The following is a 14,728-nucleotide window of genomic DNA, read 5'->3' as shown; positions in this document are numbered from 1 at the left end:
GGTAAACGTATTTTTTCAAAAGAACATGTCACCATTAAAAAAGTTCAACAATAGTATAGACTATTAAAGTTAATGTGTTATACTAATAAACAAGAATTATAAATTATTGATAACTAATACATGTTAATGGAAAGGGTTTTGCGACAATGAAAACGATTAGCCTACAATCGGAGTTAGAGAATTTAGTGTTAGAGGATAACGTTCAACTTAATTTACCCATCTCTTCTCTCATCGAAAAAGCTTTAATGCGAGGAGAAGGAAACCTAACGTCAACAGGTGCACTAAATGTTGAAACAGGTGCCTATACAGGACGTTCCCCTAAAGACAAATTCATTGTCAATGAATCTAGTATTACCGACAAAATTGAATGGGGTCCTGTTAATCAACCGATTGAAAAAGATGTATTTACTGCGCTTTACCAAAAAGTGATAGGGCATTTAGGAACAAAAGAGGAACTTTTCGTTTCAGATGGCTTTGCTGGTGCTGACCAATCATACCGTTTGCCATTAAAAGTCATAAACGAATTTGCTTGGCATCAAATCTTTGCTCGTCAATTGTTTATTCGTCCAACTGGATTAGAAGATAAAAAGCAAGATAACGCCTTCACGATTATTTCTGCACCTACATTTAAAGCAGATCCTATCATTGACGGCACACGTTCAGAGGCATTTGTCATTATTTCTTTTGAAGAAAGAGTCGTTTTAATTGGTGGTACAGAATATGCAGGTGAAATGAAGAAATCAATCTTTTCAGTGATGAACTTCTTATTACCGGAACAAGATGTCCTTTCTATGCACTGCTCTGCTAATGTTGGAAGCGAAGGTGATGTTGCTCTATTCTTTGGCTTGTCTGGAACTGGAAAAACAACACTATCAGCTGATCCAAACCGCTCTTTGATTGGAGATGACGAACATGGTTGGTCAGGTAACGGCGTTTTCAATATTGAAGGCGGTTGCTATGCTAAATGCGTCAATCTTTCCGAAGAAAAAGAACCACAAATTTGGAATGCCATTCGCTTTGGTTCTGTTTTAGAAAATGTTGTTGTGAATCAGCAAACGGGGCAACCTGATTTTGATGATATTTCATTAACTGAAAATACGCGTGCAGCTTATCCAATTGAGTTAATCCCGAATGCACTAACACCAAGTGTCTCAGGACATCCAAATACGATTATCTTCCTTACAGCAGATGCATTTGGAGTATTACCTCCTATTAGCAAGCTGACAAAAGAACAAGCTATGTACCACTTTTTATCTGGTTACACAAGTAAGCTTGCGGGAACGGAGCGTGGCGTTACCTCTCCAGAGGCGACTTTCTCCACTTGCTTCGGTGCACCTTTCCTTCCTCTGCCAGCAGCACGTTATGCTGAAATGTTAGGAGAAAAAATCGACCAGCATGATGTTAATGTTTACCTTGTAAACACTGGTTGGTCTGGTGGTGCTTATGGGGTTGGAAACCGGATGAATTTAAAATATACTCGTGCTATGGTTCAAGCCGCTTTAACAGGTGAGTTACGTTCCGTAGAAACGGTTACAGATGATATATTCGGTCTACACATTCCTGTTCATTGCCCTGGTGTTCCTGACCATGTATTACAACCTCGTGATACGTGGGAAGATAAAAATGCATACGATGTCAAGGCTAAAGAGTTAGCAACTAATTTCAAAGATAACTTTTTGAAATTTGACGTTGTCAGTGAGCAAATTAAGAATGCAGGTCCAAAATGATTTAGGTCATTATTAAGAGAAAGCTAGCCGCTGCGTAAAAGCAGTAGCTAGCTTTTTTTAGCAAGACATAAGCGCGGTGTATAACCCTCTCCTATTAATAACTAAAGACTTCATCCCATGACTGTGTTAGAGTTTGATGATCTTGTTTAACATAAGGAAAACGCATTTTGCAATTTTCTAATCAAAACCCGCGATCTAAAGGAAAAGTTGGAACAGCCCTTTCATATTAGGGCCAATATATGATTTGTAAATTGACTTTTCGCTAAAAAATGAGCAAGTCTTTGTAACATTCTGCTTTTTTTTTCGTGAAGTTGTTCTAGTGAACTTACGAAAGAGAATGATCATCTTATAGAGCTTGTTCAAAAAGGGCGGTCTTCCCTTTTTGAACAAGCTCGAAGCAATGAGCGAAGCCACTGCAATGTTTTAAGTCGATTCGAGTGGTTTTCTCGGATCGACGCGCAGTGAGTGAAGCCATTGCAACGCCGCATTAGGAAGAGAGGATACTAAAGGTTTAAAAAGAGCGGTCTTTTTGAATAAGCTCTTATAATGTTTTATAAAAAAATACTTTGATCAGACCAAAACCTTTAAAGAAATGTATTATAATAAACCTACATTTGGGCTAATAGTGAAAAGGAGTGTTTGTCATAAACCGCTTTGTGAATTGGCTTACTGTCTGCGATAATCGCATGTTTCTAATCGTAAACAAGCAGTGGCGATGCCGCCTTTTTGATTTTTCCTTACCGAAAATCACACATCTTGGGGGAGCTCCTTTTTGTTTAACGTTGCTTTTTCTTCTCATGATCTTATTTTCGAATTCTTTACGTTATTCAGCTTTTGTTGCACTGCTATCCATTGTGGCAAGTCAAGTTACGGTTCAACTCATTAAAAAGTTTTCTTGTCGCAAACGACCTTATATAATTCTACCTGATGTTTATACATGCTCAAACCCGCTAAAAGATTATTCTTTTCCCTCTGGTCATACAACTGCCGCCTTTTCTATAGCCATTGTTTTTGCATACTATTACCCATGGCTATTACCTACTCTACTACCACTTGCTATACTTGTTGGCTTGTCTAGAATGTATCTAGGTTTACATTACCCAACAGATTGCATCATTGGTGCACTCATAGGATCGATTAGTTCCCTTGTAGCCATACTAATATTTTCTCACTAAAAACTTCCTGTCCCACACTATGAAGTGTAGGACAGGATCTGGCTGTTGTTCTACTGTCATCTAATGGGATGTTTTTTATGTAACTAATCGTGCTTCCAGTCATATCTTGCAACTGCAAAGTTAACTATCGCTAGTATGTCTCCCAAACCCACAGCCCCAACTAGCTTCAACATTTCTCTTATTTTTCATCCAATGTGCTGCTTCTGCAAGAATTCTTCGTTGCTCTGATACCGGAAAATGGTGTGAAAATTCATCAAAATACCAACACTCTACCTCACGTTCTGCAAGCTTACATCCCTGCTCTAACAAATAAGCATGCTGGAGTGAAACATGCTCATCTTTACCACCATGAATAATTAAGACGTTTGCCTGCATTACCTTCAGGTAATGCAACGGAGTTCTCCATCTATACCGATTCGGATACTTAGCAGGTGTTCCCCCAATCACGCGCTTCATCATCCTTCTTAAATCCACTCTTTCTTCATAAGTAAGAATCATATCAGTTACTCCATTCCAGCAAGTCACCGTTGCCGTTTCAGGTCTCGCTTGAGCTGTTAAAAGGGCCATTACCCCACCTCTTGAGAAACCAAGAACATGCATAGAACTTCGATCCACTTTTTCAAGGCTAGCTAGCACATCAAAAGCTGAAAAAGCATCTTCTCTATCATCCCCACAAAAATCTTCCCGGCCTTGTCCACCCTTGTTACCTCGATAAAAAGGTGCAACTACAACCATTCCTTCTGCCGCCCATTGTATCACCCGCTGAATCCGAACCATTCCAACATTTTTTATACCACCACGTAAATACAGCAGCCCTGGTAACTTCTCTTCCCATTCTGGGATTGCCATATATGCTTTCACCTTTAACCCGTCACTTAAATATGTAATTAAATAAAGATGAATTCGTGGATGGGGGGATGGAATTCTTTGTTTTTCAATTAAGCTTTTCATTCAATACTATCCTTTCATCATTGTTTCATAAAATACCTCCAGCATTTGATGTGTGAGCCTTTCTACCTGTTTGTTACCGAATCGATTAACATGATTAATAGGCAAACAAATTGGGCAAACACACATTTTCCTATCTTTACATACACTATCACAAAACATTATTAAAATTTAGGAGATGAATACTTTGAAAGTTGTAAAGAAAGCTTTTCTTATGCTCTTATCACTCATTGTCATACTTGCCATTAGTGCTTGTTCATTTGGAGGAAGCGCCAAAGAAACCATTCGCGTTTCCGAAGTGACACGGTCCATTTTTTACGCTCCCTTTTACGCAGCTATTTCACAGGGTTTCTTTGAAGAAGAAGGAATTGACCTTGAGTTAACAACCACTTGGGGTGGCGATAATACAATGACTTCGCTGTTATCTGGAGGAGCTGATGTCGCTTTAGTAGGCGCAGAAACATCCATTTATGTTTATGCGCAAAAAGCTACAGATCCCCCGATTAATTTTGCGCAATTAACACAAACAGATGGTACGTTTCTTGTCTCACGTGAAAAACTCGATTCTTTTGACTGGGAAGATCTAAAAGATAGCACATTCCTTGGACAGCGCACAGGTGGGATGCCACAGATGGTGGGTGAACATGTAATCAAACAACATGGTATTGATCCACATCTAGATTTAAACCTGATCCAGAATATTGATTTCGGAAACATTCCAAGCGCATTTGCTTCAGGAACTGGCGATTTTGTTCAACTGTTTGAACCGCAAGCTTCTTTATTTGAAAACGAAGGGATCGGTCACATCGTTGCTTCTTTTGGAACTGAATCTGGTACCGTCCCTTACACGGTCTTTATGGCAAAACAAAGTTACATCAATGAAGAAGCAGAAAAACTAATGGCATTCACTCGGGCTTTAACGAAAGCACAACTATGGGTGGATGAACAGCCAGTAGAAGTAGTTGCAGAAGCAATCGTTGACTTTTTTGAGGACACGGATGTCGAACTGGTTGCTCAAGTAATTGAACGTTATAAGTCTCAAGGCTCATATGCTACTTCTCCGCTTCTTCAGCCTGATGCTTGGGAGAATTTACAGCTCATTATGGATGAGGCTGGTGAGCTTCCTCAGCAAGTTGATTACAGCGAATTAGTGAATACGTCTATTGCTGAGAGTGTACTAAAATAGGAGGCAGAAAGCTATGTCCACATTAACATTAACGAATGTCTCAATGGGATACGTCACAAAACGTGAAGCTACCTTAGCATTGGATTCAATCTCACTTACAGTTGAAGATGGAGAGTTTGTATCCATCCTCGGTCCAAGTGGCTGCGGAAAAACGACGTTACTTTCAATCATTGCCGGTCTTCTTACTCCAACATCTGGTCATATTACCATTGGAGACCAAGAAATTAAAAAAACCAACACGTCGATGGGTTATATGCTCCAACAAGATTATCTATTCCCTTGGAGAACAATTGAGGATAATTTAATGCTTGGTCTAAACATAAGGAGATCGTATAGTGAATCGACAAAACGCGAAGCTTTAAACTGGTTGCAGCAACTCGGGCTTGGAGACAAAAAAGATTTATATCCGAATCAATTGTCTGGAGGGATGCGACAACGAGTTGCTCTTGTTCGTATGCTTGCCACTAATCCTTCCCTTATGTTGCTAGATGAACCATTTTCAGCTCTCGATTACCAGACAAAATTAAAATTAGAAGATCTTGTTTTTCAAACGTTAAAATCCGAGAAAAAAACAGCGGTACTAGTAACTCATGATATTGGTGAAGCCATTGCCATGTCTGACCGCGTCGTCTTGCTGTCACCAAGGCCTGGACGGATTTACAAAGTATTTGAAATTCCAAAAGACATAGCGAATATTTTACCATTCGAAGCCAGACAGCATCAACATTTTAATGAACAATTTCAGATTATTTGGAAGGAGATGGAGAGCCTTGCAACAGCAACTTGAATCGTTACATCAAGAATATATCACCGCACTTAAGCGAGAACGAAGACGTGTTCTGACTGTTCAGCTTGGAATCTTACTCTCCTTCTTTTCTTTTTGGGAGCTTGCAGCCAGGCAACATTGGATTGACCCTCTTTTATTTAGTATGCCGTCTAGAGTATGGGACCTTTTGTATACACGAATAAGTGACGGTTCTTTATTTACACATGCTTCTGTCACCTTATTTGAAACCTTGCTTGGCTTCATGCTAGGGACTGGAATCGGAACCGTTCTTGCCGCTGTGTTATGGTGGTCTCGCTTCATTTCAAAAGTACTTGACCCCTATTTAGTTGTGCTAAATTCTATGCCAAAAGTGGCACTCGGGCCCATTCTAATCGTTGGACTGGGACCAGGCTTTACTTCGATCATTGCAATGGGGGCTCTGATATCCATTGTCATTACAACAATGGTTGTTTATACGGCCTTTCGCGAAGTAGACCCAAACTACCTAACCGTCATGAATACATTCGGCGCTTCAAAAAATCAATCGTTTCGCTATGTAATTTTTCCCGCATCATTACCAACCATCATTTCCACTTTAAAGGTAAATGTCGGGTTAGCCTGGGTAGGTGTCATTGTTGGTGAATTCCTCGTCTCAAAACAAGGGCTTGGTTACTTAATTATCTACGGATTCCAAGTATTCAATTTCACATTAGTTATTATGAGTTTACTCATCATCGCAATCCTAGCAACATTTATGTATAAAGCTGTAGAACAAATGGAAAAACGCTTACTGAAACGATTTTAGAGATTTTTTAAAAAGGTTGCTCTTCACCTTTTTAAAAAGTCTCTAAGCACTAAAGCGGAGCCGCTGCCTTCTTTTAAGCCCACTCTAAGTGCACTTCTTAGAGTGGGCTTGCTGCGTGCAGAGCCAGTGCCAACTTCTTCCGAAAAACAATATCAAAAAACGGCTCTTCACCTTTTCAAAAAATCTCTAAGCCAATTACTAACTAAAGTAGTTGTTGTTTGGCTATCTGTTTTAGTGTATGAGGAAGTACCTCATCTTTCATCATAAAACTAAATGAGGGGTTCTCCTTTATATTAGCTGGTAATTCATCAAGTAAGATAGGTCCATCTGTTTCAAAATAAGTTGCTTTTTGTAATAAGGAGTTGATTTCAGCAAAAAAAATAGCTTTTTGAAAGAAGGGAGAACGATCACATTTCACTTCATACTGACCAATAAAGTGCAACGATTTGATAGTTGCTCCTGTTTCTTCCCAAACTTCACGTTCAGCTGCTTCTGTAATAGATTCTCCTTCTTCTACTTTTCCACCTGGGAATTCCCATCCTCTTGTAGAGTGGTTGGTTAACAACCACTTATCTAAATAACGACACACGACCCAGACATGCTTTGTCTCTAACAACCCTTCCTTTTTTTCAAATGTTAATCGTACTTCGCAGTTGTGAAAATCCTTAAATACATACATATCCTCAGCCTCTCCCCTAATTCCTTATCATCAGTATACCGATGAATTAAGAGAAACAAAACTCTTTAACCCCAAGTTGGTTTAATCGGATCCTCTGGTTTTATGGACAGCAGAACAATAAAAACAGCAATTACACACAAAATCGAATTTGAAAAAAACATAAGAAAATGAGAAGTTTTCATTAATACAGCAAAAATAGGTGGTCCCACAGCAACACCGAGAAAGCGCATGCTACTATACAAAGAAGAAATCGTTCCACGTTGTTCCATTTCAATTCCTTCTGTAACAAGTGCATCTAAACAAGGAAGAGCGATACCAATACCAACTCCACTTATGAAAATACACGTTAACAGTAAATAAATATCCTTTGAAAAAGATACGGTGAAAATGGCTAACGAAAGTATCGCTAAGCCAGTGACGGTAAACCACTTCATTTTTTGCTTATCTTGACCAATCACTTTCCCTGTAGCAAAGGAGGAAAAGCATAATGCGGCAAGAGGAATCGCTAAAATAATTCCTTTTTTTATTCCATCTATTTGATACTCATCTTCAAGCATCGTCGATAAATAAAAAAGAACACCGAATATGACAAGCATTAAGATTCCACCAATCGCAAAAACGGCATACAACCATCGACCCTCACGCCTAAAAATGACTTTGGTAGTTTTAATAAACTGATGAAATCCCACTACTTTACCACTCATTGGTGGAACTTTCACTAATAGAAGCATCGCAACAATTGAAATTAAGCATAAAATTGGAATCGAAAGAAGCGGCATATACCAAGCAATTAAAGCAAGAGCTGCACCTAAAATAGGACTTAACACTTTCCCCAACGTGTTGGCTGTCTCAATCATCCCTAAACCTTTACTCACTTCTTGTTGATTGGTATACATATCCCCAACCAATGGCAATACAATTGGCATCGCTCCAGCTGCTCCAACCCCCTGCAAAACACGACCCAGAATCATAATTCCATATGGATTTTCGATTTGCCAACCTGCAAAACCTGAAATAAACCCACCCAAACCGGCAATAATCAAAGATGGGATAATAACTTTTTTTCTGCCAATGTGGTCTGAAATATAACCAGCAATTGGAATGCAAAGAATGGCCACAATCGAGTAGACGGTTATAAGCATACTTACTTGAAATGAACTAATCCCAAGTTCCCTTTCAATTTTAGGTAACACCGGTATTAGCATTGAATTTCCTAATGTCATCACCAACGGTATTGAGGAAATCGAGAATATCGCCCACTTATCTTTTCCTTGCATGTAAGGCTCCCCCGTTCCTAACATAGAAATAATTACTCTGTTAGTATGATAAAGACTTTACGGAATATACCCTAAGAAAAGCGACGTTAGCTGTTTTTCTTAAAAGCATTGCGCAGAACTTCTGCTTTCTTTTAAGTCTAACGACAAGTGGGTTTCTTGTCCCTCAACGCGTAGCGTAAGGAGCCATTGCCCTTTTTCGAGTAGGCATTCACCCTTCATTAACCCATTCTGTATTTAATCGAATTTCAAAAAAACATCCACATAAATGGATGTTTTTCTATTACTGTAATTTATACAGTCCACTCTCTTGAATTGATCGATATATCGTTCCTAAAGCGGATTTAGGATGAGAGGCTAACGTTTCCATTTCATTTTTAAATTCTTGGATTAGCGCTTCACTAGAAAATCCTCGACTGACCAAGTCCTTTAACACATCTTCAATAATATCATCTTTCTTTAAAGCGAGCTTTGCTTCCAACAAAACGCTTATATTTTGTTCAGCTAACTCTGTTATATTTTGAACACTTGAAATCATAGCAGCCGGATGGTTATCTTTACTTGTAATGACAACATCGACTAATATATGTCCCTTTTGATTTTTAACGTCTTCGAAATACTTGAGATAATCTTGACTAATAACAGCCTCTATATACCACATCTTTTTGTCATTCTCCATGTTGATGATAAGACCGTCATCAATCGGAATCATTTTCTGATGAACGTTTCCGTTTTTTCCTTCAAGCAAACTGAGAGAATAGAGCTTAAAAGTTTTCATAATTAAACGCTCCTTTCCTTTTAATTCATTATAATCATATCCATGCCCAAATCACAAAAAAAAAAGATTTTCTAAAAAGCTCCATTATAAAAAAGCTTTCTTAGAAAATCTACAATGATTATTTATGAACTTTTAACCCTTCCGAAAAAAGATTCATAATGCTTTTCCTGAATCCATTTAATGAGTTCCACTTCTTCTATTACTAATTCTCTCCCAAGCTTACATTTACATTCATTGACAAGTTCCTCAAAAAGGTTTTCAATCTGCATAAAGTAAATGTCTCCTTTGTCGATTATTTCTATGTGTTTGATTGTGTGACTCAAACGGACTTTTCAAATGGTATGAACTTTTTTACGATCTAAGGTAATTCCTTCAACCACGTTATTTAAATTAGGAATTTTTTCCTTCTTATCCTTTAGCACATTATTCTTTTGGCGAACCTGTATTTCCTTTTTTAATAATTGTATAAAGTCAGTCTCAAGGTTTAGTACTACCGCATGTTCATAAGCTTCTATTAAAACCGTATACTCTAGCCTGTCCATTTCCTACTTTCACCGCACTTATTAAAAATTTAAAAACCACGCTTAATATAAGCTTTTCTTATTCGCTCAAGTCCTTCTTGTAATGTTGCTCTCGGACAGGCTAAATTAATTCTTTCAAAACTCTTTCCTTCTTCACCGAAAATCGAACCAGGATTTAAAGCCACTTCAGCTTCCTCAATCAGCCATTTTTTACGCTCGGTTGGTGTTAAAGGCAACTTAGAACACTCTAACCATAAAAGATATGTCCCTTCAGAATCCATTACTCGTAATTCAGGCATGTGCTCCTTAATATAATTCTGAACAAAATTAAAGTTGTCCTCTACATAGACCATTAACTCGTCTAACCACTCTTCTCCATAGTTATAAGCTGCTTCAGTCGCTATTTCCGCAAATGAGTTTGTCATGTTAGCGAATGAATTTGCCAAATGACTTCTTAGCTTCGTACGAAACTGTTCATTTTCAACTACCACATATGAGGTTTGAATCCCAGCTAGATTGAACGTTTTACTTGGCGCTAAACATGTGAATGTCCGTGCAGATGCATCATCACTCACAGATGCAAAAGGAATATGCTTTTGGCCTTTAAAAAGAAGATCTGCATGAATTTCATCTGAAACGACTAACAAGTCATGCTTCTTGCAAACTTCAGCTAGCGCTTCTAGTTCGTTTTGTTTCCATACTCGTCCAACAGGATTATGAGGGTGACAGAGCACAATCATTTTTGTTTTTTCTGTAATGGCTGACTCAAGATGCTCAAGATCCATGTCATAATGATCCCCATCAAATGCTAAAGGATTTCTAATTAATTCACGATTATTTTTATTTACAACATCATAAAACGGGTAATAGACAGGTGTTTGGATTATCACCTGATCACCTGGCTCAGTAAATGCTTGAATAATATAACTAATGGAAGGCACAATTCCAGCGGTATAAATAAGAGAATTTGTATTTATCCTCCAATTGTATCGTCGTGTTAACCAACTTTGAACTGCTAGATCAACCGTTTCAGAATGGGCAGGATAGCCAAAAATCCCATGCTCGACTTTTTCATGTAAGGCATCAAGTACTTCTTGCGGTGCTCGAAAATCCATATCCGCTACCCACATCGGCAAAAGATTTTCACCACCGAAACGCTGCTTGGTCATATCCCACTTCATTGAATCTGTTCCACGTCTTTCAATTACTTCGTTAAATCGTTCACTCACTATCGACACTTCCTTCCTAATTACACCTACATCCATTTAATTCTTTTTCTGCCTTTAGGTCAATACTTACTATTCTACAGTTTCACCATTGATTCCTTTGCTTTTAAAAATTACTTTAATAAACATTTTAAAAAACAAACCAATGACGGCAACTTAACAGGAAGATGATCATGAAAATTCCAAACACAAATTCCGATCATTGCTTCGAGCGCGATGTAGACTATTTTGTGTAAACATATCAACTTTGCGGCGGTAAAAAAGACTGGAGGCAATGATAAAAACATGACTAATAACGCTAAAAGGGCATTAATAAAAATGATCAAAAAATTAATTGGACCAAAGGTTGAAAAATTACACATTAAAGAGCAAAAGAATATGAATGATAACGAGTTCGTTTCTTCTTCATCTATCCCATGACAAAACCACACTGAAATAACCTTACCATATTCCATAGATAAAGTGGTTAATGCAGGATTTTTTCTCAATTTTTAAATGCTTTTCCTAACAGACATGTTCCCATTCTTATGATAAGATGAGAAAAGCAAAAAAGTACCCACTTTATTAGAGGATAGGTGTTTTAAATGAGTGTGTTAACGGTGAAAAACTTAAGTCACGGCTTTGGAGATCGAGCTATCTTTCATGATGTCTCTTTCCGGTTACTAAAAGGAGAACATATCGGCTTAATTGGAGCCAATGGCGAAGGAAAGTCGACTTTTATGAATATTATTACTGGTAAATTAATGCCAGATGAAGGAAAAGTAGAATGGTCCAAGAAGGTCCGTATTGGTTATTTGGATCAACATACGGTTCTTGTACGAGGAATGACGATGCGCGATGTGTTAAAAAGCGCCTTCCAATATATGTTTGATCTAGAAGCGGATATGACAGCAATGTACGACAAAATGGGTGACGCTTCTCCTGAACAACTTGAGAAAATGCTTGAAGAAGTCGGGATAATTCAAGATACTCTAACGAACAACGACTTTTATACAATTGATGCGAAAGTGGAAGAAACCGCACGAGGACTTGGTCTAGATGATGTTGGACTTGACCGTGATGTAACTGATTTAAGTGGTGGGCAGCGAACGAAAGTATTACTCGCCAAATTACTTTTAGAAAAGCCGGATATTCTTCTTTTGGACGAGCCCACTAACTATCTAGATGAACAACATATTGAATGGTTAAAACGATATCTACAAGAATATGAAAATGCCTTTATTTTAATTTCTCATGATATTCCATTTCTAAATAGCGTCATTAACTTGATTTATCACATGGAAAACCAAGAGCTCAATCGCTACGTCGGCGATTATGAGCATTTTCAAGAAGTTCATCAAATGAAAAAACAACAGCTTGAAGCTGCATATAAGAGACAACAGCAAGAAGTTGCACAACTTAAAGATTTTGTTGCCCGCAATAAAGCTCGTGTTTCAACTAGAAATATGGCGATGTCACGGCAAAAAAAGCTAGATAAAATGGATATGATTGAGCTAGCGCATGAGAAACCAAAACCTCAGTTTAATTTTAAAGAAGCTAGGACAACGAGCAAGCTTCTTTTTGAAACAAAGGAACTTGTCATTGGGTACGATGAACCTTTATCTCGTCCTCTTAACTTAAAAATGGAGCGCGGTCAAAAAATAGCGCTTGTCGGTGCGAATGGAATTGGAAAAACCACGTTGCTTAAGAGTATCCTTGGGATGATTCAACCTGTTTCAGGAACAGTAGAACGTGGAGATTATCAAGAGATTGGTTATTTTGAACAGGAAGCAAAGGCCCTCGACAGAACGTGTATTGAAGAAGTGTGGCAAGAGTTTCCTTCTCTTACTCAAGCTGAAGTCAGATCTGCGTTAGCAAAGTGCGGGTTAACAACAAAGCACATCGAAAGTAAAATTGTCGTTTTAAGTGGTGGCGAAAAGTCAAAAGTACGACTGTGTAAACTGATTAATCGTGAAACCAATATTCTTGTTCTAGATGAGCCAACAAACCATCTAGATGTTGATGCTAAAGAAGAGCTCAAGCGTGCTCTTAACGCTTTTAAAGGGAGTATCATTTTGATCAGCCACGAACCTGAATTTTACCAAGACGTTGTAACAGAAGTTTGGAACTGTGAATCCTGGACAACCAAACTCGTCTAATAAACCCATGCGGCTAGAGACCCCTCTTTACGAAAGAGGGGCCTTATTCATTATATCGATTATTCGGATTAATGGTGATGAATTTGATTTTGTTAGAAGTACTGAAGATTTGCATACCATCCTTTGTAAGTTAGATCATGAATAATTTAACGATTCTTTTGAAGATTCGAAAAAGGACTAAAAATAAACTATATAAATAGCAAATGCTAATACTATTCGATAAATAGCAAATGGAACAAGCTTAATTCGATTTATAAGTTTCAAGAAAAAACGGATTGATATTAATGCAAATACAAACGCGCTAATAAAACCTACAATAAAAAAAGGTAGTGCTTCGAAGGTAAAATACTGCCAATTTTTCAACAGGGATAGACCACTGGCTCCTACCATTATTGGGACAGCCATAATAAATGTGAAATCAGCAGCTGCACGGTGGCTCATTCCAAGTAATACCCCTCCAGATATTGTAGAACCAGATCTCGAGAAGCCCGGCCAAAGCGATAGGCATTGAAAGAACCCAATGAACAGTGCCTGTTTAAAAGTGATTTGATCAACTGTCTGTATCATAGGATCTTTAGAGCTAAATCGGTCGGCTAAAATCATTAAGATTGCCCCTACTACTAATCCTATTAATACTGTAGTAATGGAAAATAAATATTTATCAATGTAATCCTCAAACAAAACTCCCAACACTGCGGCTGGAATAAGCCCAACAATAACTTGAGATAACTTAAGTCGTTTTTCGCTTTCAATCGTTTCTTTTTTCAATTTATTTAAACCTAATAAATCAATAAAACGATCTTTAAAGACTACTACGACAGCTAAAATGGATCCAAGCTGAATAACAATTTTAAATGTATTAGCTACATACTTTGTTAGAAATTGTTCCGATTGTAACCACATATCATCGACAATAATCATATGTCCAGTTGATGAAACAGGAGCAAATTCTGTTAAACCCTCAACTATTCCAAGAATAATTGCTTTTACTATCATAATAATATCCATGGCTTAACCCCTTGATTAAAATAAAATCTTTTTTCACTGTTAATAATATAACAGTTTATTAAGTTACGATATATCTTTTATTAACCTGTCCCTTCGTATGATAAGGTCAACAGATTTGCTGGTTGACCTTTTGTTATTTATGGTGTCATTAACATATCAACCACTTCGATTTCTTGTAAAACATAGCTGGTAACAGTAAATCATTGAAGGAGTACCGATAAATTGATAATTTCAGGAAGAATTATATAAAGTTGGAGCAGTTCATAAGCCACGATAGGACTAAAAAAGGGAAGGGAAATTAATATAGTTTGGTTTAGAGCTTGTTCAAAAATAGAAGTTACTTAATTATTTTTTCTGTTCAGATTAATTTAGAGAGGCTATAATAAAGAAAAAATTTTACTTCTGTTACTGGGGGTAACCACTTGAGGATTTTTAAAGTATTCGTTATTTTCTTTTTACTATTTATCTTTCTTAGTGAAAACACAGCCAAAATCAAT

General features: G+C 37.6%; 15 protein-coding genes. 7 read left to right on the top strand and 8 right to left on the bottom strand.

Annotated elements, in window-relative coordinates; genetic code table 11:
• Nucleotides 1-146: 146 nt before the first annotated feature.
• Both pckA and LDX58_RS09070 read left to right on the top strand, forming a co-directional pair.
• Nucleotides 147-1,727, top strand: coding sequence for a phosphoenolpyruvate carboxykinase (ATP) (gene pckA, locus LDX58_RS09075; protein WP_227936523.1), 1,581 nt, complete (start codon nucleotides 147-149; stop codon nucleotides 1,725-1,727).
• Nucleotides 1,728-2,362: 635 nt separating this feature from the next.
• Entirely contained in the window at nucleotides 2,363-2,902 is a 540-nt protein-coding gene (locus LDX58_RS09070) for a phosphatase PAP2 family protein (protein WP_227936522.1), read from the top strand.
• 120 nt (nucleotides 2,903-3,022) lie between these two features.
• On the opposite strand, the gene LDX58_RS09065 is transcribed toward LDX58_RS09070, so the two are convergent.
• The gene (locus LDX58_RS09065; protein WP_227936521.1) at nucleotides 3,023-3,853 is read right to left on the bottom strand and encodes an alpha/beta hydrolase family protein; all 831 of its coding nucleotides are present in this window, start codon (nucleotides 3,851-3,853) and stop codon (nucleotides 3,023-3,025) included.
• Nucleotides 3,854-4,064: 211 nt separating this feature from the next.
• On the opposite strand from LDX58_RS09065, the gene LDX58_RS09060 reads away from it, so the two are divergent.
• From LDX58_RS09060 to LDX58_RS09050, 3 genes are read left to right on the top strand one after another with little or no spacing between them, the layout of a single operon-like run.
• Nucleotides 4,065-5,036 (top strand): ABC transporter substrate-binding protein, encoded by a 972-nt coding sequence (locus LDX58_RS09060; RefSeq protein WP_372459155.1) that lies wholly within the window; start codon nucleotides 4,065-4,067, stop codon nucleotides 5,034-5,036.
• A 13-nt stretch (nucleotides 5,037-5,049) separates the two neighbouring features.
• Nucleotides 5,050-5,823 carry an ABC transporter ATP-binding protein gene (locus tag LDX58_RS09055; RefSeq protein ID WP_227936519.1) on the top strand — a complete coding sequence of 258 codons (774 nt, stop codon included), beginning with the start codon at nucleotides 5,050-5,052 and terminating at the stop codon, nucleotides 5,821-5,823.
• Nucleotides 5,807-6,607 carry an ABC transporter permease gene (locus LDX58_RS09050; RefSeq protein ID WP_227936518.1) on the top strand — a complete coding sequence of 267 codons (801 nt, stop codon included), beginning with the start codon at nucleotides 5,807-5,809 and terminating at the stop codon, nucleotides 6,605-6,607. The genes LDX58_RS09055 and LDX58_RS09050 overlap by 17 nt, the downstream gene beginning before the upstream one ends.
• A 202-nt stretch (nucleotides 6,608-6,809) precedes the next feature.
• Here the strand turns inward: LDX58_RS09050 and ytkD are convergent, their stop codons facing one another.
• The 6 genes from ytkD to LDX58_RS09020 all read right to left on the bottom strand — a co-directional run bounded on the left by ytkD (nucleotide 6,810) and on the right by LDX58_RS09020 (nucleotide 11,088).
• The gene (gene ytkD, locus LDX58_RS09045; RefSeq protein ID WP_227936517.1) at nucleotides 6,810-7,286 is read right to left on the bottom strand and encodes an RNA deprotection pyrophosphohydrolase; all 477 of its coding nucleotides are present in this window, start codon (nucleotides 7,284-7,286) and stop codon (nucleotides 6,810-6,812) included.
• A 65-nt stretch (nucleotides 7,287-7,351) separates the two neighbouring features.
• Nucleotides 7,352-8,563, bottom strand: a complete 1,212-nt coding sequence (gene bcbE, locus LDX58_RS09040) for a bacillibactin exporter BcbE (RefSeq protein WP_227936516.1) — start codon at nucleotides 8,561-8,563, stop codon at nucleotides 7,352-7,354.
• A gap of 280 nt (nucleotides 8,564-8,843) precedes the next feature.
• Nucleotides 8,844-9,338, bottom strand: a complete 495-nt coding sequence (locus LDX58_RS09035; RefSeq protein ID WP_227936515.1) for a YwpF-like family protein — start codon at nucleotides 9,336-9,338, stop codon at nucleotides 8,844-8,846.
• Between the two features lie 122 nt (nucleotides 9,339-9,460).
• Nucleotides 9,461-9,607, bottom strand: a complete 147-nt coding sequence (locus LDX58_RS09030; RefSeq protein WP_227936514.1) for a hypothetical protein — start codon at nucleotides 9,605-9,607, stop codon at nucleotides 9,461-9,463.
• A 63-nt stretch (nucleotides 9,608-9,670) separates the two neighbouring features.
• Nucleotides 9,671-9,880: a sporulation histidine kinase inhibitor Sda gene (gene sda, locus LDX58_RS09025; RefSeq protein WP_227936513.1), complete on the bottom strand. Its 210-nt coding sequence runs from the start codon at nucleotides 9,878-9,880 to the stop codon at nucleotides 9,671-9,673.
• Nucleotides 9,881-9,909: 29 nt separating this feature from the next.
• A complete protein-coding gene (locus tag LDX58_RS09020) occupies nucleotides 9,910-11,088 on the bottom strand; it encodes a MalY/PatB family protein (protein WP_227936512.1) in 1,179 nt (392 codons plus the stop codon).
• Between the two features lie 282 nt (nucleotides 11,089-11,370).
• Between LDX58_RS09020 and LDX58_RS25905 the strand changes: the two genes are divergently transcribed.
• Nucleotides 11,371-11,505 (top strand): hypothetical protein, encoded by a 135-nt coding sequence (locus LDX58_RS25905; RefSeq protein ID WP_265416617.1) that lies wholly within the window; start codon nucleotides 11,371-11,373, stop codon nucleotides 11,503-11,505.
• Nucleotides 11,506-11,669: 164 nt separating this feature from the next.
• Complete coding sequence (locus LDX58_RS09015) at nucleotides 11,670-13,223, top strand: ABC-F family ATP-binding cassette domain-containing protein (RefSeq protein ID WP_227936511.1); 1,554 nt, start codon at nucleotides 11,670-11,672, stop codon at nucleotides 13,221-13,223.
• 177 nt (nucleotides 13,224-13,400) lie between these two features.
• Here the strand turns inward: LDX58_RS09015 and LDX58_RS09010 are convergent, their stop codons facing one another.
• Nucleotides 13,401-14,231 carry an undecaprenyl-diphosphate phosphatase gene (locus LDX58_RS09010; protein WP_227936510.1) on the bottom strand — a complete coding sequence of 277 codons (831 nt, stop codon included), beginning with the start codon at nucleotides 14,229-14,231 and terminating at the stop codon, nucleotides 13,401-13,403.
• Between the last annotated feature and the right edge of the window lie 497 nt (nucleotides 14,232-14,728).

The sequence above is a fragment of the Alkalihalobacillus deserti genome (genome assembly GCF_020734105.1).
Taxonomy (GTDB): domain Bacteria; phylum Bacillota; class Bacilli; order Bacillales; family Bacillaceae_D; genus Halalkalibacter; species Halalkalibacter deserti.
This window is presented reverse-complemented; position numbering and strand designations above follow the sequence as displayed.